21 protein-coding genes are annotated in these 22046 nt (G+C 45.6%); 10 read left to right on the top strand and 11 right to left on the bottom strand.

What is annotated here, in order from left to right; translation table 11 throughout:
• Positions 1 to 85 precede the first annotated feature (85 nt).
• Complete coding sequence (locus tag BEL04_RS06690; protein ID WP_066003517.1) at positions 86 to 1684, top strand: L,D-transpeptidase family protein; 1599 nt, start codon at positions 86 to 88, stop codon at positions 1682 to 1684.
• 201 nt (positions 1685 to 1885) lie between these two features.
• Positions 1886 to 2083 (top strand): hypothetical protein, encoded by a 198-nt coding sequence (locus tag BEL04_RS06685; RefSeq protein ID WP_066001549.1) that lies wholly within the window; start codon positions 1886 to 1888, stop codon positions 2081 to 2083.
• Positions 2084 to 2438: 355 nt separating this feature from the next.
• On the opposite strand, the gene BEL04_RS06680 is transcribed toward BEL04_RS06685, so the two are convergent.
• From BEL04_RS06680 to BEL04_RS06670, 3 genes are read right to left on the bottom strand one after another with little or no spacing between them, the layout of a single operon-like run.
• Entirely contained in the window at positions 2439 to 2930 is a 492-nt protein-coding gene (locus BEL04_RS06680) for an HAD-IIIA family hydrolase (RefSeq protein WP_066001548.1), read from the bottom strand.
• A 1-nt stretch (position 2931) separates the two neighbouring features.
• On the bottom strand, positions 2932 to 3360 hold the full coding sequence (locus BEL04_RS06675; protein ID WP_066001543.1) for a DUF3995 domain-containing protein: 429 nt from the start codon (positions 3358 to 3360) through the stop codon (positions 2932 to 2934).
• The gene (locus BEL04_RS06670; RefSeq protein ID WP_139112937.1) at positions 3357 to 4943 is read right to left on the bottom strand and encodes a hypothetical protein; all 1587 of its coding nucleotides are present in this window, start codon (positions 4941 to 4943) and stop codon (positions 3357 to 3359) included. The genes BEL04_RS06675 and BEL04_RS06670 overlap by 4 nt, the downstream gene beginning before the upstream one ends.
• 93 nt (positions 4944 to 5036) lie before the next feature.
• Here BEL04_RS06670 and BEL04_RS06665 point away from each other — a divergent pair, with 93 nt between their 5' ends.
• The 3 genes from BEL04_RS06665 to BEL04_RS06655 all read left to right on the top strand — a co-directional run bounded on the left by BEL04_RS06665 (position 5037) and on the right by BEL04_RS06655 (position 8738).
• Positions 5037 to 5423, top strand: a complete 387-nt coding sequence (locus tag BEL04_RS06665) for a DUF423 domain-containing protein (protein WP_066001537.1) — start codon at positions 5037 to 5039, stop codon at positions 5421 to 5423.
• Positions 5424 to 7907, top strand: a complete 2484-nt coding sequence (gene priA, locus BEL04_RS06660) for a primosomal protein N' (RefSeq protein ID WP_066001534.1) — start codon at positions 5424 to 5426, stop codon at positions 7905 to 7907.
• Between the two features lie 234 nt (positions 7908 to 8141).
• Positions 8142 to 8738 carry a YhcH/YjgK/YiaL family protein gene (locus BEL04_RS06655; protein WP_175404006.1) on the top strand — a complete coding sequence of 199 codons (597 nt, stop codon included), beginning with the start codon at positions 8142 to 8144 and terminating at the stop codon, positions 8736 to 8738.
• Between the two features lies 1 nt (position 8739).
• On the opposite strand, the gene BEL04_RS06650 is transcribed toward BEL04_RS06655, so the two are convergent.
• Together BEL04_RS06650 and BEL04_RS06645 are read right to left on the bottom strand one after the other, a co-directional pair.
• Entirely contained in the window at positions 8740 to 9342 is a 603-nt protein-coding gene (locus BEL04_RS06650) for a zeta toxin family protein (protein ID WP_066001532.1), read from the bottom strand.
• Positions 9342 to 9578, bottom strand: a complete 237-nt coding sequence (locus BEL04_RS06645) for a hypothetical protein (RefSeq protein WP_066001531.1) — start codon at positions 9576 to 9578, stop codon at positions 9342 to 9344. Before BEL04_RS06645 ends, BEL04_RS06650 begins: the two co-directional genes overlap by 1 nt.
• A 201-nt stretch (positions 9579 to 9779) precedes the next feature.
• Here BEL04_RS06645 and BEL04_RS06640 point away from each other — a divergent pair, with 201 nt between their 5' ends.
• Positions 9780 to 10436: a protein-L-isoaspartate(D-aspartate) O-methyltransferase gene (locus tag BEL04_RS06640; RefSeq protein ID WP_066001523.1), complete on the top strand. Its 657-nt coding sequence runs from the start codon at positions 9780 to 9782 to the stop codon at positions 10434 to 10436.
• A 122-nt stretch (positions 10437 to 10558) separates the two neighbouring features.
• On the opposite strand, the gene smpB is transcribed toward BEL04_RS06640, so the two are convergent.
• The 4 genes from smpB to BEL04_RS06620 form a co-directional block, all read right to left on the bottom strand.
• Complete coding sequence (smpB, locus tag BEL04_RS06635; protein ID WP_066001517.1) at positions 10559 to 11011, bottom strand: SsrA-binding protein SmpB; 453 nt, start codon at positions 11009 to 11011, stop codon at positions 10559 to 10561.
• 50 nt (positions 11012 to 11061) lie between these two features.
• Positions 11062 to 11577 carry a hypothetical protein gene (locus tag BEL04_RS06630; protein ID WP_139112936.1) on the bottom strand — a complete coding sequence of 172 codons (516 nt, stop codon included), beginning with the start codon at positions 11575 to 11577 and terminating at the stop codon, positions 11062 to 11064.
• A 170-nt stretch (positions 11578 to 11747) separates the two neighbouring features.
• Positions 11748 to 13655 carry an Nramp family divalent metal transporter gene (locus BEL04_RS06625; RefSeq protein WP_066001514.1) on the bottom strand — a complete coding sequence of 636 codons (1908 nt, stop codon included), beginning with the start codon at positions 13653 to 13655 and terminating at the stop codon, positions 11748 to 11750.
• A complete protein-coding gene (locus BEL04_RS06620; RefSeq protein WP_066001506.1) occupies positions 13652 to 14308 on the bottom strand; it encodes a metal-dependent transcriptional regulator in 657 nt (218 codons plus the stop codon). The genes BEL04_RS06625 and BEL04_RS06620 overlap by 4 nt, the downstream gene beginning before the upstream one ends.
• Before the next feature lie 127 nt (positions 14309 to 14435).
• Between BEL04_RS06620 and BEL04_RS06615 the strand changes: the two genes are divergently transcribed.
• Positions 14436 to 14906, top strand: coding sequence for an Lrp/AsnC family transcriptional regulator (locus BEL04_RS06615; protein ID WP_066001504.1), 471 nt, complete (start codon positions 14436 to 14438; stop codon positions 14904 to 14906).
• Between the two features lie 99 nt (positions 14907 to 15005).
• Here the strand turns inward: BEL04_RS06615 and BEL04_RS06610 are convergent, their stop codons facing one another.
• Entirely contained in the window at positions 15006 to 16373 is a 1368-nt protein-coding gene (locus tag BEL04_RS06610) for a pyridoxal-phosphate dependent enzyme (RefSeq protein ID WP_066001503.1), read from the bottom strand.
• Positions 16374 to 17090: 717 nt separating this feature from the next.
• Here BEL04_RS06610 and BEL04_RS06600 point away from each other — a divergent pair.
• The 3 genes from BEL04_RS06600 (at position 17091) to BEL04_RS06590 (ending at position 21167) form a co-directional block, all read left to right on the top strand.
• Positions 17091 to 18518 carry an OmpA family protein gene (locus tag BEL04_RS06600; RefSeq protein ID WP_066001499.1) on the top strand — a complete coding sequence of 476 codons (1428 nt, stop codon included), beginning with the start codon at positions 17091 to 17093 and terminating at the stop codon, positions 18516 to 18518.
• Positions 18519 to 18657: 139 nt separating this feature from the next.
• Positions 18658 to 19893, top strand: a complete 1236-nt coding sequence (locus tag BEL04_RS06595) for a pitrilysin family protein (RefSeq protein WP_066001498.1) — start codon at positions 18658 to 18660, stop codon at positions 19891 to 19893.
• Complete coding sequence (locus tag BEL04_RS06590) at positions 19893 to 21167, top strand: pitrilysin family protein (protein WP_066001497.1); 1275 nt, start codon at positions 19893 to 19895, stop codon at positions 21165 to 21167. The genes BEL04_RS06595 and BEL04_RS06590 overlap by 1 nt, the downstream gene beginning before the upstream one ends.
• Here the strand turns inward: BEL04_RS06590 and BEL04_RS06585 are convergent.
• Positions 21164 to 21883, bottom strand: coding sequence for a carboxypeptidase-like regulatory domain-containing protein (locus tag BEL04_RS06585; RefSeq protein ID WP_066001496.1), 720 nt, complete (start codon positions 21881 to 21883; stop codon positions 21164 to 21166). The two genes, BEL04_RS06590 and BEL04_RS06585, sit on opposite strands and share 4 nt — an antisense overlap.
• Positions 21884 to 22046: the final 163 nt, after the last annotated feature.

Genomic DNA, 22046 nt, shown 5'->3' with positions numbered 1-22046 from the left:
AATGATAGTAATAAATTAAGCACGGCTGCAAATTTTATCTATTTTTGCGCCGGTCAAATTTTTTTGGTCCGACTACATGAACACAATGGTATCAAAGCGCTTTCTTCTGCCCCTGATTTTGATTGTTGCGGTTTTGGCGGGATGTAAGCATAAGCCCGAGATAGCCGGAAAATTATCAGAACACTACCAAAACAAAACTTACGAAGATTTTGATACCGCCGCCTATCATGCAGAGTTCAAAAAACAATTTGAGGTTCTCAAACCCGGACTCCGCCATGCAGACGTGATCGAAAAGTTCTACACTGCGCAAAACAACGAACCGCATTTTGTAAACGAAGGTCTTACCGACGGGCAGATAGCCACACTGGTCAGTTATTTAAGTCGTGCCGGCGAGCACGGCCTCGATACTGCGGTGTTCCGCCCGGGGCAGATCATGGCTTTGCTTAACCAGGTGCATGCCAATAAATTCACCAGCATCAGCCAGGTTTACCCGGTATTTGCCAAACTGGAGCTGCTGACAGCCAATGCTTTTCTGAATTACTCGGCCGTAATTCATTTCGGCGTGGTTAACCCTCATAACCTGTACCGGCGATACGATATGCAGCCCTTGCGGCCCGATAGTGCGTTCTACCAAACGGTGTTCAACGCGCCCGATATAGCCGTCTTTCTGCACGATATCCAGCCGGCCAACCCTGCTTACCTCGCTTTACAAAAAGCCCTTGCCGCTATCAATACCAATTATGTGGATAGCGCCAAGATGCAACGTATGCGTTTGATCAAGCTCAATATGGAGCGCCTGCGCTGGCAAAATCCCGAAAAGGAGAGCAAGTACATCTTCGTAAACATCCCGGCATTCAAACTGCAATGGATACAGGACGGAAAGCCTGCACTCGAAATGAAGGTTTGCGTGGGCGAACCCAAAGGACCTGATTACGATCAGCAACTGGCGCATTACCTGCAGACCCATAAGCTGGACGATAAGCCTTTCAACCACGAAACCACCATCCTGAGCAGTAAGATAACCACCATACAGCTTAACCCAACCTGGAGTATCCCGAGCAGTATCGCGCAAAGCGAAACGTATTTCAATATCCAAAAGAACCCGAATTACCTTTCGGATAATAACATCCGGGTGTACAGTACCCGTACCGACCGGGAGGTCGACCCGGACACGATCAACTGGGCACGCATCCCGCGCGATAAAATGCCGTTCAGGTTTCAGCAGGATGCCAGCGATCAGAACGCCCTGGGTAAATTCAAATTTATATTTGACAACGAGGCGGGTATTTACCTGCACGATACCAACAACAAAGGCGGTTTCCTGAAACCATGGCGCGCCATCAGCCATGGCTGTGTACGTGTGCAGGACCCCCTGATGCTGGCCCAGCAATTGATCGGCGATACCACTCGGATGGACGCTATCCGCATGGAAGTCGGCCTGGCACCCCGCGATTCGGTCAATAAAGCCAGATATGCCAAAATTCAGCAGGCCCGTTCGGCGCCCGGCTTCCAGCTCAAATCAAAATTCCTCGAGGTGCCCGATAAAGGCGTGCAGGTATTTATCGATTATTATACCTGCTGGCCAAATGATAAAGGCGAACTGCAGTTTTATTACGATGCCTACCGCATGGACGATATCCTCGAAAAAGCCATGGGTAAATATCTGGCTAAATCGACGCGGTAATCAGGTAGTATCAAGTCGCAAGTATCAGGTATCAAGTATTTTTCTGTCTGGTTACTTGATACCAGCTACTTGCTACCAAAGCACATGGGTATTTATGGGTATTCTCATTTTTACTTCCGGCTTCGTGCTTCAAGCTTCCTGTTAAAAACTGTAACAATTAGCGTAAATTGCGGTTTAATAAACTGAAATACATTCATTACCATGAGAAGAAGAGATTCGAGCATCCTTTACCTGGCCCTGGGCGTTTACTCGCTCATGATCAACTGGTACTATAACCACAGCCTTTTGTACCTGCTGCTGAGCTATATCTTTTGGCCGCTGTATTTGTTATACGAACTGCTCACCGGCGGGCTTTCGCACGGTATGTGGAAAACGATCCCGTTATCTTACTTTAAGTAGAGTTGTGATACGGGTTCAGATTTGACAACTTTTTTCAGGACGGGACAATCTGAAAACACATAGGTATTCTTCGGTATTTTTTGCAATATTTCCCGCTTTATTGCCCCTGTTGGCTTCAAACAGGCTTCTTGCGTATTTTATACCTATCAAACACATCGGTATACCTATGTCGCTGTGATGATCATTCAATCCTTCGATCAATAAAAAAGCAGGGTCCGAAGGACTCTTATGGAGGGGGATATTGTAAGAAATTTTTCAATACTTTCGCTTAGATTTAAAGAACGATTATCTATAAATATAAGAAAAAGGCCTCAGAAAAACAAACGATTTACCACTCACTACCGACTACTCACCATCAGGCAATCTGATCTAAAACCGTGCTGATCGGCTGATCGCTATCAATCAGGATACCCTTTACACCGGCAGCTGTTCCGGCTTCCACATCACGTTCCCGGTCGCCAATAAAATACGACTGTGCCGGGTCGATATTATACTTTGCTATGCCCTGTAAAAGCAGCCCGGGTTTAGGTTTGCGGCAATCGCAATCGCCGGTATATTCCGGGTGGTGCGGGCAATAAAAAATATCAGTTATCTCAACGCCGTGTTTGTGGTATTCGCTGCGCAGATGTTGGTGCATTTGCGCCAGGATCTCTTCGCTGTACCAGCCTTTGGCCAGGCCGCCTTGGTTGGTAGCTACGATGAGCAGGTACCCCTTGTCCTGCAAGGCTTTAAGTGCTTCAAAGTTATCGAGCAGTTTAAAGTCTTCCAGGCGGCAAACATAATCGCCTAATTCTTTATTTAAAACCCCGTCGCGATCCAAAAAAACCGCTTTATTTTTTTCTGACATTCTATATTAGGTTCAATGCTAACATGGTTGTTAACAAACTTATTATTATACATAGCGGCGAAAAATACAATTTATCCGCATCGGCGAAGGTAGTGCCCTTTATCCGTTTATTAAAGCCCACATACTTAAAATCGCCAATGGCGCGCAAAAGGAAAATGAAGGATATGATACTAAACCCGTAGGCATCCAGCCAACGCCACAATGCTATGTGCAATAGTTTTACTTGTATCATCACAAAAATCGCCATCGACAGTAATATCAGGCCAAGCGCAAAGCAAGCTGCAGGGCCTGGATTTAGTAGTTTTTTGCCCTCTTCGTTGGTGGGGATAGCCGCTCTGATTCCCCATTCCCCGCCCAAACCCCAATAAAAATGTAAAGAAGAAAGAGATGTGAAGATCAGGGTTAATAAAATAGCAAGAGCGATGTTCATGGATTTACCTGGCTCGTATCGCGCACGTTGAGGCGCATGTAAAAATTAGTGTAAAAATCTTTACCGGCAGTAGTTAACTGGTACGATGCCGCGTAATATTTGTTCCAGCCCGTGTTCTTTTTCTCAAAAGCCCCGGCGTAATTGGGTTCCAGCTCGTTTTGAAGTAATTGCTGCGAGTTTTTAAACTGGAGAAAGAAAGATACATTGCTCTTTTCGGCCTGCAGGTTATCAAAGCGGCGGTATTCATCGTTATGGCTCAGCAAGTTGCCGTTAGTGTAGTTGCGATAATACTCCAGCAGGCCGGTTTGAGATGCGCACATGATGAGATAATTATCCGCGATAATAAAATACGGCCGCCTGAAAATGCTGAACGCATCGCCCAGCAAAAACAAGGGCAACTTATCATAGTTAAACTGGCCGGCATCCTCGGTTACCATCGTGCTGATATTTACCATAAATGGCCGGAGCTGTAAGCCGTTCTTGAGCTTTACAATAGCCAGTTTTTCCTGGTATTTGGTGGTGATGATGGCGAACTCGTTCCCGAGGTCGTTCATAAACTGTTGCATCAGGTCGACAGCTGTTTCGCGTTTAATGCGGGCAAAAACCGCCTTCTTTTCCACGTTAACACCATTTTGCACCTGCCACTGAAAAAGGTTATTTTCGAACTTTACCGGGTCGGATACGGCAAAGTTTACACTATAGGCAGTAGTGAGCGGAAAGATATCTTTCAGCTCGTTAACAGTAGGCTGCTGATACCTGAACAGGCTCAGGTAGCTGTTCGGCTCTGCACCGTTAATGTGGCTCGTGCCGTTAAACATCAGCGCATCGCTTTTATAGTTCAGGTTGAGCGATGCCACGGCAGGCATCTGGCGGAAGCTGCGCAATATGTCGTTGTTCTTACTTTTAAACAAGCCGTCGAAAAGCGGGTCGAGCGCCCGGTAGTTCACATACAGGTTGGCTATCGAGTTGGCATCCTGCTGGTCGGTCATCTGCACAAAAACGTCCCCGTGCTTTTGCGTGCGGTATAACGCCGAAGCCTCAGCCAGTTGTTTCGAAAAACTTGCCGAAAATATATTCTCGCCCTGGTTTACGATGTATAGTTTTTTGCTGATGCTATGCAGGTTAACCACCAAACCGGGCCGGCCGGCAAAGTTGGTGCCTGCCATATCTATATCGTCGGTTCTTAGCGCGCCAAAACGTTCAAAAGCACCGTTGAGCGGTTTATTGCCCGACGTGGTGATCAGAAACGCCACGCTGTCCTGTCGCGGATGCACCGATATAAAAATACTTTGCCCTGCAAAAAAGCTTTTCAGGTCGCGGTTTTGCAGTATGCTGGTTTTCAGTTTGATCAGCTCGGCAGATCGTTGGTCGCCTATCAGCGTGGTCAACAAGCTGTCTTTCCCTAAAAGTTCGTAAAAATCCTGGTCGTTTTTATACTCCAGCACCAGTGCAGCATCGGCCGGTATAGCGCTCATTACCCTGCCCGATTGCTGGCCGGGCAAATGCAGGTTTTTAAAATATGCGACAGTTATGGCTCCTGCAATCATCAATAAAATAGCCGTGATAATAATAGGTCGCCTCATTGTTTGCGGGGAATTTTTACAAAAATAGATTTTTAAACTGCAAGCCGTTAGTTATTCTTTTCAACTTGTTAACTTAGCGCGCAAATATCACCCATGAATAAACAGATCATCGTAACCGGGGCGCTCTTTGGTTTGCTCGCGGTTGTTGCAGGTGCCTTCGGCGCGCACGGCCTCGAAGCTAAGCTCGATGCAAAACAGCTCGAAGTTTGGCACACTGCCGTGCAGTACCAGTTTTACCATGTGTTTGCCTTGCTGTTCCTGTCAACCTTTACCCGTTTTAAAAATAACCTGATAGCTGCAAGTTATTACCTGTTTACGTTTGGCATCATCTGCTTTTCGGGTTCGCTTTATCTGTTCGTTTTCGGCCATTTATTTAACTGGAACCTGCCAACTGTTATCGGTGTGATTACACCCATTGGCGGCTTGCTATTTATTGCCGGATGGGCTACATTAGCTGTAGCTGCCATAAGGAATAAATAAATGCTTGAATTTGCCGGATCGACTGGCACCCAGCGCGAAACACTTTTTGTTGAAGTGATCCTGCCGCTGGCCATTGCCAAAAATTACACTTACCGAGTACCATTTGAGTTGAACGACAGCGTTGCTGTGGGCAAGCGTGTGGTAGTGCAGTTTGGTAAAAGTAAGCTCTATACTGCGATCATTGCCAGTATCGGTAACCAGGCGCCCGAAAAATACGAGGCTAAATACATCATTGATATTTTGGATGACCGCCCGGTGGTTAACGACCGGCAACTGGCTTTCTGGAAATGGATTGCCGATTATTACCTCTGCAATGTAGGCGAAGTAATGAACGCTGCCTTGCCGGCCGCGTTAAAACTGGCCAGCGAAACCAAGATCACCCTTAACCAAGATTTTGAGTACGATAAATCGGAGCTTAATGACAAGGAGTTCCTGATCATTGATGCGCTCGACATGCAGCCCGAACTGACCGTAAGCGATGTGGCTAAACTGCTGGGCCAAAAAACGGTGATGCCGATCCTGAAAAGGCTGTTCGAAAAAAATATCATCCATATCAGCGAGGACGTGAACGACCGTTACAAACCACGTAAACGCGCTTTTATCACGCTCAACCCGGTTTATCAAAACCCGGAACAAATGAAAGAGCTTTTCGCGATACTGGAACGCGCGCCCAAGCAAGCCGATGCCTTGCTGGCTTATATCCACCTGTCGCGCCAGCAAAAAGCGATCTCCAAAACCGAACTTACCGAGGCCAGCGGCGCCAGTGCTGCAGCCATTAAAGCTTTGATAGATAAAGAAGTTTTTATTGCTGATGAGCGCGTGGTTAGCCGGTTATCTGATGGCGATGATTTCCTCGATGAGCATTTTACCTTGAGCGATAAGCAATCAGAAGTGTTAAGCGGTATCAAAGAGCGGTTTAGCACGAAGGATGTGGTTTTGCTGCACGGGGTAACCTCATCGGGCAAAACGCAGGTGTACATTCGTTTGATAGAGCAGGTGCTCGATAAAGGCGGGCAGGTGCTGTACCTGCTGCCCGAGATCGCCCTGACTACACACATCGTCGAGCGCCTCCGCCAGTACTTTGGTAATAATATCGGTGTTTACCACTCCCGTTTTAATGATAACGAGCGGGTAGAAGTATGGCAAAAGGTTTTAAAAGGCGAATACCGCATTATACTCGGTGCACGATCGTCGGTATTTTTACCTTTCGAAAATTTAGGTCTGATCATCGTAGATGAAGAACACGAAAGCTCCTACAAACAATACGACCCGGCTCCGCGCTACAATGCGCGCGATGCTTCCATCTTTTTAGGTAACCTGCACAAGGCTAAAGTGTTGCTGGGTTCGGCCACACCCTCGTTCGAATCGTACTACAATGCCCAAGCCGATAAGTACGGGCTGGTTGAACTGAATGAGCGGTTCGGCGGCGTTGAGCTGCCGAAGATCGAGGTAGTGAGCATTGTTCAGGAAACCAAAAATAAAACCATGCAGTCGCACTTCAGCAGCGTGCTGATGCAGGATATCGGCGAAGCGCTGGCAAAAAAAGAACAAGTCATTTTGTTTCAGAACAGACGCGGCTACGCACCGGTCATCATCTGCAAAACCTGCGCGTATACACCCAAATGTATCAATTGCGATGTAACGCTTACCTATCATAAAAGCAGCGGCAAGCTGCACTGCCATTATTGCGGTTACCGCGAGGATTCGCCATCCATTTGCCCGGCATGTGGTTCGGCGCACCTGGAGCAAAAAGGCTTCGGTACCGAAAAGGTGGAAGACGAGCTATCCATGCTGCTGCCCGATGCCCGGATAGCCCGTATGGACCTCGATACTACCCGCTCTAAAATGGCTTTCCAGAATATCCTGAACGATATCGAGGAAAAAAAGATCGATATACTGGTAGGCACGCAAATGGTAGCTAAAGGGCTCGACTTTCCGGATATTACCGTTATCGGCATCGTCAGCGCCGACAGCCTGCTTAAATATCCCGATTACCGGGCCAATGAGCGCGCCTTTCAACTCCTGGCTCAGGTAAGCGGCAGGGCAGGGCGAAGGGGTAAGCAGGGTAAAGTTGTTATCCAAACTTACGACCCTGCGCACCGTGTCATCAAACAGGTGATCGAAAATAATTACCGCGACCTGTATGATACCGAAATGATCGAACGTAAAGGCTTCAAATACCCGCCGTTCTCTCGTATCATCAGCCTCGATATCAAACACAAAGAACCCGAAAAGCTATACCTGCAGGCCGATTACCTGGCAACAGAGTTAAGAAAGCACTTCGCCGACAGGGTGATCGGTCCGGAGTTTCCGCTCATTAACCGCATCCGCAATTATTATATCAAATCCATCATGCTCAAGTTTGAGAAGGATACGGTTTCGATAGTGAAAGCCAAAGCTATTTTGCAGGATGTGCTGCTGCAGTTCCAGACCACCAAACTGAGCAAAGGTTGTGTGGTGCAGGTTGATGTGGACCCGTATTAGTGCCCGAAATCTACGTTAGGGATAGCAGCGCCTGCCTGTCGGCAGACAGGGATACCGGCCTTGTGGCTAATGCCTGTGCAGTATGAGCGGATAGCCCGGCCCGTAAGGGAACGCCCAAACCCCTCCACCAAAATAGTAATATGGCAATATAATTGAATGTTTTCCCACACCAAAGTTTTCTTCCCAATCTTCTATTATTTACCTTTACCCTCACCAACAAACCAATTTACTTTTATGAAAAAGATACTCCTTTCAATAACGATCTTTGCCATCACCGTCTTCACCGCCTCGGCCCAAGCCGAATGGACCCAGGCCAAAGCCGATAAATGGTTCGCCGATCACCAATACCTCGATGGCTTAAAGCTCGTTCCGGTACCATCGACAAACAAGATCGAGTTCGCCAAACAATACAACGCCAATAAGGCCGTGTGGGATAAAGTTTTCGCTTACCTCAAAAATACCGACCTTAATGCCCTGCCCGTAGGTAAATACGCCGTTGAAGGTACTGCCGCTACCGTAGCTGTTACCGACAACCCGACCAAAGATTATGAGAAAACCGCCTGGGAGTCGCACCGCAAGTTTATCGATCTGCAATATGCCGTTACCGGTGCCGAAAAGATGGAAACAGCACCAATAACCAGCTTAACCGTAACCGAACCATACCTGGATGCTAAAGACGTTGCCCATTACGGCGGAACAGGTATGCAATACGTGGCAACTCAAGGCGCCTTCTTTTTATTTTTCCCGGCCGATGCCCACCGCGTAAACATCAAAGCCGACGGCTCCGACCACGATAAAAAGATCGTGATCAAAATACCCTATGTGCAGTAGGTTAATCCTTTTTGTAATCCTTGTTTGCGATAATAATTTGATGGGCGTCTTCGTCTAAACGATCTTTTGAGAAGCTGTATTGCGCAAATTTTTGAGGATAGTCTAACTCATTTGAGTGATAACTAATCAATTCGCTTTTTTGAAAACTCATAATCAGGTGATTGACATTGCCAATGCCAGTATAAATGAAATCTGATCTGTCAAAGTAAAAAAAGTAAGTAGCTACGTTTTTAAAACTCTCGTTAAAATTGATCTTGATATTGCTACCGGATATGGTTATGCCGCTTTGTTGCGTCCCGCGCGATGCAACACGATTTATAGATTGCTCAATACTATCCAAAAATAAAACTACCAATGACGTTTGATACCCTGCATCACGAGCTAAATCGGCTAATTCTTTAAACGATTCATCATTAAATACTGTTTCCAGTATCACATTTTTACGTTGAGCTATAGCATTTTTAGCAAGATCTTTAGTACGCGCCTTATAGACATCGGTCATCAACACGTCGAATCCAGCTAACTCGCTCAGCCGGGTTCTGATAAAGGTGGATTTGCCTGCCGCATTACAACCTACAACCAAAACCAATTCTGGCTTACTCATTAATCCAGCTTTTTGATGATAGTGTCTTTTATTTGAACGGGCATATCATTTTCATCCATAATAACCTCTATGGTAACCAGATATTTTTCACCTGTGGGTAATTCCTTGCGCCAGTATTCACCATCTTCTTCAAATTGGGCATAAAACGGATTGCCTAATTCAAACGCACGCTGGCGCCCCAGTTCGTGCATGTTACTCATGTTTTTTAGCAAGCGGTCAACTATCGATGTTTGCATAGTATTGGATAACTGATTGTAAAAATAGCGATTTTATCGGGCAACAACCAAACTACAAGTATTTGACTTAATAAATCGATTGGCTCTGTTTACTTTGTGCCTCCTCTGTGCACTTTGTGGTTAAGATACATATGCAGAGTTTTGCACATTCGCGCCTTATGAGTGTTTAATAGGCGTTTTTATACTAAATTCGCCTTTGCAATGGCATATAAGTATATTGATAATTACCGCGAAAAGGGCGCACGTAAAAAACTGGTCGAACTGCTCAAAACCAAAGGTATCGAAGATGCCCATGTGCTCAATGCCATCGCCAAAGTACCCCGCCATTACTTTTTCGATGAAACTTTCTGGAACCAGGCTTATAAGGATATCGCTTTCCCGATAGGCGAGGGGCAAACCATTTCGCAACCTTATACCGTAGCCTACCAGTCCGAACTGCTGCACATCCGCAAAGGTGATAAGGTATTGGAGATAGGCACCGGCTGCGGTTACCAAACCTGTATTTTACTGGAACTTGGCGCGAAAGTTTACACTATCGAACGCCAGGAAAAACTCTACCAGCGCACCATAAAAGTATTACCGCACATCGGCTACAAGGCCGAGTTTTTTTATGGAGATGGCTCCAAAGGGTTACCCAAACATGCACCTTTCAACAAGATCATCGTAACTGCGGGCGCACCGTTCGTACCTGAGGATCTGCTGAAACAACTGGCCATCGGCGGTATCCTGGTAATCCCCGTAGGCGATGAGGAAAGCCAGAAAATGGTGACGGTGCTAAAAACCTCCGAAAACGATTTTGAAAAAGTTACCCTGGATACCTTCAGGTTTGTGCCGCTTGTGGGAGATAAGGCGTGGTAATGATTCGGATTTTCAATTTCGAAATTAAAAGAGCAATAAGAGCTCAATAAAATTCCAAATCTAAATGATACAATATGACTGTCTAAATTCGAAATTGAACGTTCGAAATTCGAAATAAAGGGTCATCTCTTCAACGCCCTGTCCATCTCCACTTTGCTGTCGCGCTCTTTGAGGGTTTCGCGTTTATCGAAAGTCTTTTTACCCTGGGCCAGGGCAATTTCCAGTTTGGCAAAACCCCGCTCGTTTATAAATATGGCCAGCGGTACAATGGTGAAACCCTTTTCTTCGCCTTTGGTCTGCAGTTTTTTGAGTTCTTTTTTATTGAGCAGTAAAACCCGGTCGCGCTTTTGCTCGTGGTTATAGAACGAACCGTGCGAATACTCCGAAATATGCAGGTTGCGCACATACAATTGCCCATCAATAAACGTGCAGAAAGCATCCGTCAGGTTGGCTTTACCCTGCCGTATGGATTTGATCTCGGTACCCAGCAGCGCAAGGCCGGCCACATATTTATCCAGTATGTGGTAGTCAAAGTAAGCCTTTTTATTCTTGATGTAGATGTTTTCCTGCGCCATAAGAGCGCAAAGATAGTGCGATTTCGGATTTATTTAATTCGAAATTATAATTAAAACAGCCAAAAGATGTTGGCCGGCTTTTCTTCATTCTCTGTATCGATCTTTTGTAATATTATTTCAAAGTTCGTTTCTTCATCAAAAACAATATCAGAATCAGGGTCAGATACTTGTCTTACGGTTACCTTATAAAAGCCATTTTCGAGGTCAATCCTTAAATCCGAGTTATGGCTTGATGGAATTTTCTTATCCTCAAATTGCGCAGCCATGGTAAGGTCTTCATAATTTGTTAAATAAATACAACCGCCCGTTACTTCAATAAGCTTTGAAAATTCTCTGAATGGTAACGTATCAGAGGAAGCCTTTAAAAAATCAGCAGACCAATTGTTTGCAAACCCGGTCGACCAGATTATCAACGAATTCTCATTCATTTCTGAAAGGAAATGGTCGAACAATTGAGTAAGGCTCCAATCGTTATCAACAAATGAGGCATATTTTTCGGCGTTTACCAAGGCTAAAAAGCCAGAACCATCGATAATTTGATGGCGCACTAGAATATTTGATCGCATTGATTAAGCTTAAACTTAATGTAAGATAGAACTTTATTTTTATCGGGCGTTGCCTTCGGCTCGCGCTGTCCCTGCCCGTCCGGCAGGCGGGCGCTCATACTGCACGGGCATTAGCTACGGGCCGGTATCCCTGTCTGCCGACAGGCAGGCGCTGCCATCGCTAACGCGGGTTAACGTTCAATAGTTAGCTTATCGGGTTTCACTATCAAAATAGGGATATTCACCCTATGCCGTACCGCATCCACCGTCGTCCCAAAGATGATATCCTTCAACGCCTTATGCCCGTGCGCGCCCATCACCAAAAAGTCGATGCCTTCGTCGTTAACTATCTTGGCAATAGCGTTTGCCGCTTTACCATAGCCTATTTTAGCGTTGGCCTTGTAGCCCAGTTTGTTTAACGAGTCGACATACTGCTGCAGGTTTTCCCGGTCGCTTTGGGTTTCATGATCGGCAACCTCGGTACCGTGGTAACTTGCGGCGGCCGTTTCCACAATGTGTATCAACGTATATTGCGCCTGTTTGCCGCCCTGCATCAGCCCGTGTCGTATCGAGTCGCGGTCGTTTTTCGAAAAATCTATCGTAATGCCGATGTGGGTATAAGTCGTCACGGCCAGGTCGTTGATGGTCGTAGCCACGCCGTGCGGCACCTGTATAGTTTTGCGCGTAGGGCCGTGATGTTTAAAAAATATCGGTTTAAAGAAAACATACAACAGCAATACCGCAATGCCGATGGTAACCGGTACTACCAGCGCATATATCCAGGTGGCTGCCGATGGGAACTGTTTGACCCAATCCTGTATCTGCTCTAATACCAGTTTACCGTTCAATATAACAATAAGCGCCGCGCTGGCCCACGCCAATACTTTTACCGGTGGTTTGATGGCGAATACGCCCATCTTTTCCTTATCGGATGTAAAATGGATAAGCGGTATCACCGCGAAGCCCAGTTGTAAACTCAGCACCACTTGGCTTAAGATGATCAGGTTACCCAGCCCTTCCTCACCGAAATAAACAATGGTGAGTACCGCCGGCAAAATAGCCAGCAGGCGTGTAAGTAACCGGCGCAGCCAGGGCTGTATCCGCAGGTTAATGTGCCCTTCCATAATGATCTGCCCGGCAAGCGTACCGGTAATGGTGGAGCTCTGGCCCGAGGCGATCAGCGCGATAGCAAACAAAACAGGAGCGAGGGCGCCGAAGATGTGCTCGAGCAATTTATAGGCATCCTGTATCTCGGCCACCTGGAAATATCCGCGGTGGAAGAAAGCTGTGGCCGCCAGTATCAAAATAGCCGCATTTACCAAAAAGGCGAGGTTCAAGGCTATCGATGTATCGAACAGATTAAACCTGATGGCATTGCGTATGCCATGCTCCGAACGGTCGATCTTACGCGTTTGTACCAGCGACGAGTGCAGATATAAATTGTGCGGCATCACCGTAGCACCGATAATGCCAATAGCGATATACAAAGCACTGCCGCTCAGGTTACCCGGGATAAACCCATGCGCTACCTCGCCAATATCGGGCTGAACGATGAACATCTCGATCAGAAACGACAAGCCTATGATAAAGATCATCGAGATAATAAAACCTTCCAGCTTGCGCATGCCCTTATTCATTAAAAACAGCAGTAAAACGGTATCGGTGATGGTGAGCGATACACCCCAGATGAGCGGTAAATGAAAAAGCAATTGCAGGCCGATAGCCATACCGATGATCTCTGCCAGGTCGCAGGCTACAATGGCTATCTGCGCCAGTATATACAGGCAAACGTTCACAAAACGGGTATAGGTGTTTTTGGATGCCTGGGCCAGATCCAACCCCTGTACAATACCCAGCCGGGTACTCAACGATTGCAGCAGCAGGGCGATCATGTTCGAGAGGAACAGGATCCATATCAGCTTATAGCCAAAAGCACTGCCGCCGGCAATATCTGTGGCCCAGTTACCCGGGTCCATATAGCCCACGCTCACCAGGTAGGCCGGGCCTAAAAAAGCCATCACCTTGCGCCAGCCGGTTTTATTTTCGGTACTTACCGAGCTATGTACATTGCCTAACGATACTTCCTGATGCTCATTCATATGGTTACCAGTATATTTTTGGCCACTTCCCTGCTGATGGTGACGGAATTTTTGTTGTTCAGCTTCAATATCACCGACTGATCGTAATCGATAATATCGGCTACATGTACCTGTATACCAATAGTTAACTGTAATTTGGCCAGATATTGCAAAAAGGCCGGTGCGTGTTCTCTTACACCCATGATGGTTCCGCGGCTGTTAATTGGCAGTACCGATATGGGTTTTAGCTCGTCGGTTTTGATGCAGCCGTTCCTGTCGGGTATCGGGTCGCCGTGCGGGTCGTATTTAGGATATTCCAGAAAGCGGTCAAGCCGGTCGATCAATTCGGCCGAACTGATGTGTTCCAGTTCCTCTGCCAGCTCATGCACTTCGTCCCATTTAAAATGGAGCTTTTCCATTAAAAAAAACTCCCACAAACGGTGCTTGCGCACAATATTAATAGCCACGGCCCTGCCTTCATCAGTAAGGCTAACGCCTTGGTATTTAGCGTAGTTTATGAGTTTTTTATCGGCCAGCTTTTTCAGCATATCGGTAACCGATGCTGCTTTGGTATTGAGCGCGGCAGCAATGCTGTTGGTACTCACACTTTCATCATCGGTAACTGATAAGTGGTAGATAGATTTGAGATAGTTTTCTTCTGTAAACGAATTCATTTAAACAAATCTAATAATAAATTTAGACTTATCTAAAAAAATCATCAAAACGAATTTATTTTGCTCGAACAGTATTTTTAAAAAATTTTATTTTGTTTGATAGGAAAATTTATATTTGTAACCAATTATGGCAACCGACATAGATAAAATAGACCTACAGATCCTAAAAACGCTCCAGGAAAACGGGCGTATCACTAACCTCCAATTGTCAACCGAGATAGGCTTGTCGCCTGCGCCTACTTTAGAGCGTGTGCGTAAGCTTGAAAACTCCGAGTATATCAAGAGCTACCATGCCCTGGTGGATGAAGAAAAATTGGGCCTGGGTATCAAAACATTCATCCAGGTTTCGCTCGATTTTCATAAAAACAATACCATCCAGGTGTTTGTAGATGAGATCAAAGCCATCAAAGAAGTAACCGAGTGCCACCACGTAACCGGGCAGTGCGATTTTCTGCTTAAGGTTTATGTAAAGGACATTAAAGCTTATGAGCAGCTCATTATGGATAAGATCAGTAAGATTACGGTGGTAAAAACCTTCCAGACGATGATGATCATGAGCACCAGCAAAAAGGAGCCTACCGTGCCGCTGGAATATTAACCCCCTAACCCCCTAAAGGGGAGACTTAGTTGGAAATAAAAAGCCATTACTTTCTTGATAAAGTAATGGCTTTTTGCTTTTGGTTCCCCCTTTAGGGGGTTAGGGGGTTCCGCTTATCGCGTTAATAATATCATACTGTGTAATGATCTCGATCGCGCCGTTTTCGTCCTCAACCAAAACTGCGGTGTTATCTTTATTGATCAGCGATGATATCTTGTCGATACTGGTATTCAGATCCACAAACGGGAACGAACCCGTAGCGATGCTTTTTACCGGGCTTGACCGTAACGACGGGTTTTCCAGTAAAGCATCCAGTATGCCGCTTTCGGTTATCTTGCCGATAACCATCCCTTTTTGCGTTACCGGTATTTGCGAGATATTTAAAGTTTTGATGGTCCCTATCGCCTCGATAATGGTTTTCTCGCAATCGATGGTCACAATTTCCTGTTTTTCCTTTTTTGCTATGATACTGCGTGCGGTAAGCTTGGTATCGGTTAAAAATCCGCGCTCGCGCAGCCAGTCCTCATTAAACATTTTACCCATATAGCGCGAGCCGTGATCGGGAAAGATCACCACCACTACATCGCCGGGTTTAAACCTGTCTTTCATCTGTAATAACCCGGCAACTGCTGAGCCCGATGAGTTCCCAACAAAAATGCCCTCTTTAAGCGATATTTCGCGAGTCATCAGGGCGGCATCCTTGTCGGTCACCTTTTCAAAATGATCGATCAGGTTAAAGTCGACGTTTTGCGGTAAAAAGTCTTCGCCAATGCCTTCAGTTATATAAGGATAGATCTCATTTTTATCAAAAATGCCGGTCTCTTTATACTTTTTAAATACCGAACCGTAGGTATCTATACCCAATACCTGGATGTTGGGGTTTTGCTCCTTTAAAAATTTAGCGATACCAGATATGGTGCCACCTGTGCCGACACCCGCCACCAAGTGCGTTATTTTACCTTCTGTCTGGTCCCATATCTCGGGCCCGGTCTGTTCGTAATGAGCCTGCGAGTTCGACAGGTTATCGTATTGGTTTGGTTTCCACGAGTTGGGTGTCTCTCGTACCAGGCGCGATGATACCGAGTAGTACGAGCGCGGGTCTTCCGGCTCAACATTGGTAGGGCAAACTATTACCTCGGCGCCAAAGGCACGCAGGGCGTCGACCTTTTCTTTCGATTGCTTATCAGTAGTGGTGAAGATACATTTATAACCTTTAATAATAGCAGCCATAGCCAATCCCATCCCTGTATTACCCGAAGTGCCTTCGATGATGGTGCCGCCAGGTTTTAACAAACCGTTTTTTTCGGCATCTTCTATCATTTTAAGCGCCATACGGTCTTTAATCGAATTGCCGGGGTTGGTTGTTTCAATCTTGGCCAAAACCGTAGCGGGTATATCCTTGGTTATTCTGTTTAGTTTTACCAGTGGGGTATTACCAATGGTTTCTAAAATATTATTATGCCACATAGTGTGCTTGATTTACTTGATCGTTATAGTAGTATTTAATGCCGTAAAATTAGCTTTATCAAATCACATATTCTATCTTTACTATGTGATTTTTGAGAAATGTGCCCGACTGTGTAACAATGATGCTGGGGATTAATTTCCACAATTCCACACAAATTCCACACTTTAATCAATAAAGAGGCTTTTGTTCGCTATACTAAATTTTGTTAGCAATAAATTAATTTTTGCCATTTTCATAAAAATACCGCCTGGCCAGTTTTCTGCGCCTTATAACGATAGCTATCTCAAATACCAATACCAGGCGGTTGGGGCGTTTTAGATAGTTTCTGGCAACTTATCTTCGCACTTAAAAATGTTGTTTTACACTTAAATGGTTAATATGTGGACGGATAAATAGCCTGGTTAGGGAGGTTTATTTTATTAAAAATAAAAGTTTTTCACACAGGTTAATTCTTTGAGAAATAGCAAGCCGGGCTGTTGGAATATATCGATAAGCACAGGATTCTTAGCAGAGCATATACGTATCGGGCAACCCTTTAACAGTGTTTTGCAAATTTCGAAAAAAAGCTTTTTTGTGGCAAAAAACTCAAAAATACGGGAATAGTGTTTGCGCGGGGGATGGTAGAGTTTAAATAGCATCGTTAAGGGTGAGATTTAAACCTCCCCTATGCAACTATGATGAAAACAAAACTACTAACAACGTTTTGCTTTTGCTTTATGCTTATCCTGGCGTACGGTCAAAGTAAAAAATATAAAGCGGTGCAACGGTCGCTTCAGGACGGAGCCGTCGCTGCATCATCTGTGCCCGATACATTAAAAAAGGCGCGCCATGTCAACAAAAAGAAATCTGCGGTTCCTACCCCAAAAGTATTTGGGGGCTTAAAGCAGTTTCGTACCTGGAGCGTCGGTTTCAATGCCGGGGTATTATCAACATCGGTAGTAACCGGTGGCGAAAACGATTTCCGCAAAGTTGCGCCCGATGCTGGTTATGGTATTTCGGTACGCAAGCAGTTTGGTCACATATTCGGGTTGCAGTTCGATATCTTATCAGGGCACATGTCGGGCTCCGTACCGCGCCAATATGACGAGGCCATCAGCAGCTACCGCACCGAGTTGGGTTATTCGGCTACAACCAGTATCGTCGCAAATTTAGGTACTGTTAGTTATATGCAGCGTAAGCAAAGTATGAGTTTTTTTGTTTTAGGCGGCGAGGGCTTTTTAGGTTTTGCCCCGACGGTTTATTATAAGGATGGTACATCGTTCAGCACAAAATACCTCAACGGTGCATTTAAAAATAAAGTGTATATCCACGAGTTTACCACATTTGTCGGTGCGGGGGTCAAATTCCGGATCAACGATCGGTTTGCTGTCAACACCGGTTATACCGAAAACTTCATCGATGATGATTTTCTCGATGGCATCCACAATATGTCGGCCAATGGCCGCGATTATCAGAAAGATAAGTTTTCTTACGGTTATGCTTCGCTTGAGTTTTCCATAGGCAAAAGCTCAAAGCCAAATATCGATTGGGTGAACCCGGTATCGCTGATCTATAATGAGTTGGAAGATCATTCGATACGGGATGAGTTCGAGATATTGAAGATGAGGCTGACAGGCATCGAACACGCCATCATCGAACTGAAAGGAGATAGCGACGAAGATGGTGTTCCCGATTACTTCGATAAATGCCCTAATACCCCAAAAGGTGTAATTGTGGATGGAGCAGGCTGCCCGGTTAAGGTTGATAGCACGCTTATCAAACGCGATAGTGTCATCCGTGAAATATTGATTAAGAACAGCACAGCTACGGATACCGGTATGCCTTGCAACAAAACGATAATATTTAATTATAACAACGCCGAAATTATGCCTGCCTACTTTAAAACGCTGGATGCGATAGCCGCGGAGCTAAAAGCTAATAACAACAAAAACGTGGTATTGAGCGGTTATTCATCATCCGAAGGCACAAGCGATCACAATATGCGCTTATCATTGCAACGGGCATTGGCAGTAAAGGCCTACCTGGTAAAAGCCGGTGTTAACGAAAAGCAACTTGCCGTAAAGGCCATGGGCGAAACAAAAGCCGTTGCCAGCAACGCCAGCGAGGAAGGGCGTATGCTGAACAGGCGCGTACAGATTTATTGATTTTTGATTGGTTATATTGGTTTAAACTGGGGTGTCGTCAAAATTGATGGCGCCCTTTTTGTTGCCCCGGGGTTTTTAAAACCACTAAAAATTTTACCTTTGCTGTCCGTTTTAACAAATCTGTTTCTTAGTTTATTACATGGTTAAATTCAACCGCTTTACATTAGATAATGGCCTGCGGGTCATTGTTCACGAAGATAAAACCACACCGATGGCGGTGCTCAATATTTTGTATGATGTTGGCGCCCGCGACGAAGATCCAAAGCAAACCGGCTTTGCCCACCTGTTCGAACACCTCATGTTCGGCGGCTCGGTTAACATACCCAGTTACGATGAGCCTTTACAACGGGTTGGCGGCGAGAACAATGCATTTACCAGTAACGATATTACCAACTATTATATCACGCTGCCTGCGGTTAACATCGAAACAGCCTTCTGGCTCGAGAGCGACCGTATGCTCAGCCTGGCTTTCAGCGAAAAAAGCCTCGAAGTGCAGCGCAACGTGGTGATGGAAGAGTTTAAGCAACGGTATCTTAACCAACCATACGGCGACGTGTGGCTAAAACTACGGCCGCTGGCTTATAAGGTACACCCTTACCGCTGGGCAACCATTGGTAAAGAGCTTGCCCACATCGAGGAAGCGCAGATAGGTGATGTAAAAGCTTTCTTTAAAAAACACTACAACCCGCAAAATGCCATTATGGTTGTTGGCGGCGATGTGGATACCGAACAGATCAGGGCCCTTGCCGAAAAATGGTTCGGCCCGATACCTGCAGGCTTAAAATACCATCGTGACCTGCCTCAGGAGCCTGTGCAGACCGAAGCAAGGCGCCAAACCGTTACTGCAAAAGTGCCTTTGAACAGCCTGTATATCGCGTTTCACATGCCCGAACGTACCGACGAAGAATATTATACTACTGATCTGATATCCGACCTGCTTTCGCGCGGTAACTCTTCACGTTTATACCGCACACTGGTTAAAGAAAAACAACTGTTCAGCGAGATACATGCCTACACCACCGAAAGTATTGACGCAGGTATGTTTGTTGTAGACGGCAAACCGCTTGCAGGTGTAAGCATTGCCGATGCCGAGGCTGCCATTTGGGAAGAACTGGAGAAGATAAAGAACGAATTGGTTGAGAACGACGAGCTGACCAAGGTTAAAAACAAAACCGAGTCGACCATGATGTTCTCCGAAATGTCGTTACTGGATAAGGCCATGAACCTGGCATTTTTTGAGCTGTTAGGCGATGCCGATCAGCTTAATCTCGAAATAAGCCGTTACCTGGCCATTACGCCTCAGCATGTACAGCGGCAGGCGCAGCATCTGTTCAGCAAACAAAACTCATCAACGCTTATATACCTGGCCGAATAATGTTAAACAGAACCATCACTCCCGAATTTAAGGCAATTGAGCATATTAAACTAATAGCTCCGGGTCATATCAGGCTTGAGAACGATTGCAACTTTTACTGGTTTAACTCAGGCGAGCAGGAACTGGTGCGCATCGAATGGATATTTAATAACCTGCGGTTCAATCCCGAAAAACCACTGTTAAACATTGCGGTAAATACCATGCTGAACGATGGTACCAATAATTTAACCGCCGCCCAAATCGCCGATGCTATCGACTATTATGGCGCATTTTTACAGGTCGACTATGGTTTCGATCATTCGCAGGTAACGCTGTATTGCTTAAATAAGCATCTCAAACATACATTGCCTGTTGTTAAAGAGGTGCTCACCGAATCTGTATTTCCCGAAAAGGAGTTGGCTACGTTTATCCGCAACCAGCAGCAAAAGCTGCAGGTTAGCCTGCAGAAGAATGATTTTGTGGCCCGCCGCACTTTTAACAAGGCTTTATTTGGCGGAACCATGTATGGTATCAGTCCGGAAGTCGAAGATTACGCACAGATACAGCGCGACGACATGCTGGCGTACTTTAAGCAAATGTATCAGCCCAATAACTGTACGCTGATAGCTGCCGGTAAGATTGACGATGATATTTTAAAAGAAATAACAGATTGCTTTGGTAAGAACTGGACCGGCAATAATGTGCCCGATATCACACAGCCTGGCTTTAAAACATCAGAGCAGTTATTCAATTATATCGAAAAGCCCGGTGCACTGCAATCTGCCATACGTTTGGGTACTATGCTCATCAATCGTACTCACCCCGATTTCCCGGCGTTGCAGGTTGTGAATACTATTTTAGGAGGCTATTTTGGATCGAGACTGATGGCCAACATTCGCGAGGATAAAGGTTACACTTATGGTATCGGTTCGGGGATGGCTTCGATGAAAGCCACCGGTAGTATATTTATTGCTACCGAGGTAGGAGCAGATGTTACACGCCAGGCATTGGCTGAGATCGAAAAGGAGATCAATATCCTTAAAACCGAACTGATCAGTGAGGAAGAGCTATCTTTAGTTAAAAACTATATGCTCGGCTCGCTGTTGGGCAGTTTGGAGAATGTCTTTTCGCACGCCGATAAGTTTAAGAATGTTTACCTAAGCGGGCTCGATTTTGAATATTACGACCAGTATACCGAAGTCGTGCGTAGCATCACCGCTAACGACGTATTAAGGCTTGCAGGCAAGTATCTGAATTTCGGTCAGTTTCACAAAGTGATTGTAGGGAAATATTAATTGCCGGCAGTATCTGCTTTAAGCGATGCCAGCTTGCGTTTATCGGGCGGCAAGGCTAAAAACTTTTGATAACAATCATTCAGATAAAGCGCCAGGTCAAAATTTGGCGCTTTATATTGTTTAATGGTCGGGCGATATATTGCGATGAACTGTTTCAGGTCATTGCCTTTTAACGGGATGTATTTGCTCACGCTCGCCGGGCTGAAAGCCTTATCTATCTGTGCCGTGGCTACGGTATCGTATCCCAGTTTTTCGGCACGTTTCTCTTTAGCGCTTTTTCCGTAACCAAACCGTATAGCCAGGCCGCCTATCGGGCTGCCGTTTGCATCGCGCTGGTAGGTCACTGCCTGATTATGAAAGGTCGTATCCTTTAAATTGCCCAGTTTGGTCGATTGGTTCTTAATTGTTACCTCTTTTAAATTGGTGTTTTGTGGCTGCAGCAGTATCTCCAGGTAACGCGCATTGGTTACCAGCACTGTGTCCGGTTTGTAAGCAAACGATTCGAAGATCAACATGTCGCCGGCTTTAGCTTTAATACTGAATATGCCTGCGGCATTGGTAAGGGTATTATCCTTAGTAGTGGTATTTTGCACTTTTACACCGGCCAACGTTACACGTGTGCCTTTTTCCAAAACTTTTCCGCTTACCGGTATTTGCCCATAAGCAGCCCGGCAGGCAAATAACAACAATGTAAAGGCAAGCAGCGTACGCTTCATTAGTACTGGGTATATTTAATAATGATGCAAGTTTATCAATTGTGAATGGATAACGTTGCTGGCAGGAGGGATATTTCACTTTTTTTAACATATCCGTAAGGCTATAAAACAAAAAAAAGAGAAAGTGGGAACTTTCTCTTTTTAGTTAACTGACCTCATTATT

It is taken from the genome of Mucilaginibacter sp. PPCGB 2223, assembly GCF_001705515.1.
Lineage (GTDB): Bacteria > Bacteroidota > Bacteroidia > Sphingobacteriales > Sphingobacteriaceae > Mucilaginibacter.
Note: the sequence above shows the minus strand (reverse complement) of the source record. Positions and strands in the feature narration are given on the sequence as shown.

Coding starts and splice junctions, on each gene's coding strand:
- BEL04_RS06690 (WP_066003517.1), top strand. CDS start 86: ATGGTATCAAAGCGCTTTCTTCTGCCCCTGATTTTGATTGTTGCGGTT.
- BEL04_RS06685 (WP_066001549.1), top strand. CDS start 1,886: ATGAGAAGAAGAGATTCGAGCATCCTTTACCTGGCCCTGGGCGTTTAC.
- BEL04_RS06680 (WP_066001548.1), bottom strand. CDS start 2,930: ATGTCAGAAAAAAATAAAGCGGTTTTTTTGGATCGCGACGGGGTTTTA.
- BEL04_RS06675 (WP_066001543.1), bottom strand. CDS start 3,360: ATGAACATCGCTCTTGCTATTTTATTAACCCTGATCTTCACATCTCTT.
- BEL04_RS06670 (WP_139112937.1), bottom strand. CDS start 4,943: ATGAGGCGACCTATTATTATCACGGCTATTTTATTGATGATTGCAGGA.
- BEL04_RS06665 (WP_066001537.1), top strand. CDS start 5,037: ATGAATAAACAGATCATCGTAACCGGGGCGCTCTTTGGTTTGCTCGCG.
- priA (WP_066001534.1), top strand. CDS start 5,424: ATGCTTGAATTTGCCGGATCGACTGGCACCCAGCGCGAAACACTTTTT.
- BEL04_RS06655 (WP_175404006.1), top strand. CDS start 8,142: ATGAAAAAGATACTCCTTTCAATAACGATCTTTGCCATCACCGTCTTC.
- BEL04_RS06650 (WP_066001532.1), bottom strand. CDS start 9,342: ATGAGTAAGCCAGAATTGGTTTTGGTTGTAGGTTGTAATGCGGCAGGC.
- BEL04_RS06645 (WP_066001531.1), bottom strand. CDS start 9,578: ATGCAAACATCGATAGTTGACCGCTTGCTAAAAAACATGAGTAACATG.
- BEL04_RS06640 (WP_066001523.1), top strand. CDS start 9,780: ATGGCATATAAGTATATTGATAATTACCGCGAAAAGGGCGCACGTAAA.
- smpB (WP_066001517.1), bottom strand. CDS start 11,011: ATGGCGCAGGAAAACATCTACATCAAGAATAAAAAGGCTTACTTTGAC.
- BEL04_RS06630 (WP_139112936.1), bottom strand. CDS start 11,577: ATGCGATCAAATATTCTAGTGCGCCATCAAATTATCGATGGTTCTGGC.
- BEL04_RS06625 (WP_066001514.1), bottom strand. CDS start 13,655: ATGAATGAGCATCAGGAAGTATCGTTAGGCAATGTACATAGCTCGGTA.
- BEL04_RS06620 (WP_066001506.1), bottom strand. CDS start 14,308: ATGAATTCGTTTACAGAAGAAAACTATCTCAAATCTATCTACCACTTA.
- BEL04_RS06615 (WP_066001504.1), top strand. CDS start 14,436: ATGGCAACCGACATAGATAAAATAGACCTACAGATCCTAAAAACGCTC.
- BEL04_RS06610 (WP_066001503.1), bottom strand. CDS start 16,373: ATGTGGCATAATAATATTTTAGAAACCATTGGTAATACCCCACTGGTA.
- BEL04_RS06600 (WP_066001499.1), top strand. CDS start 17,091: ATGCTTATCCTGGCGTACGGTCAAAGTAAAAAATATAAAGCGGTGCAA.
- BEL04_RS06595 (WP_066001498.1), top strand. CDS start 18,658: ATGGTTAAATTCAACCGCTTTACATTAGATAATGGCCTGCGGGTCATT.
- BEL04_RS06590 (WP_066001497.1), top strand. CDS start 19,893: ATGTTAAACAGAACCATCACTCCCGAATTTAAGGCAATTGAGCATATT.
- BEL04_RS06585 (WP_066001496.1), bottom strand. CDS start 21,883: ATGAAGCGTACGCTGCTTGCCTTTACATTGTTGTTATTTGCCTGCCGG.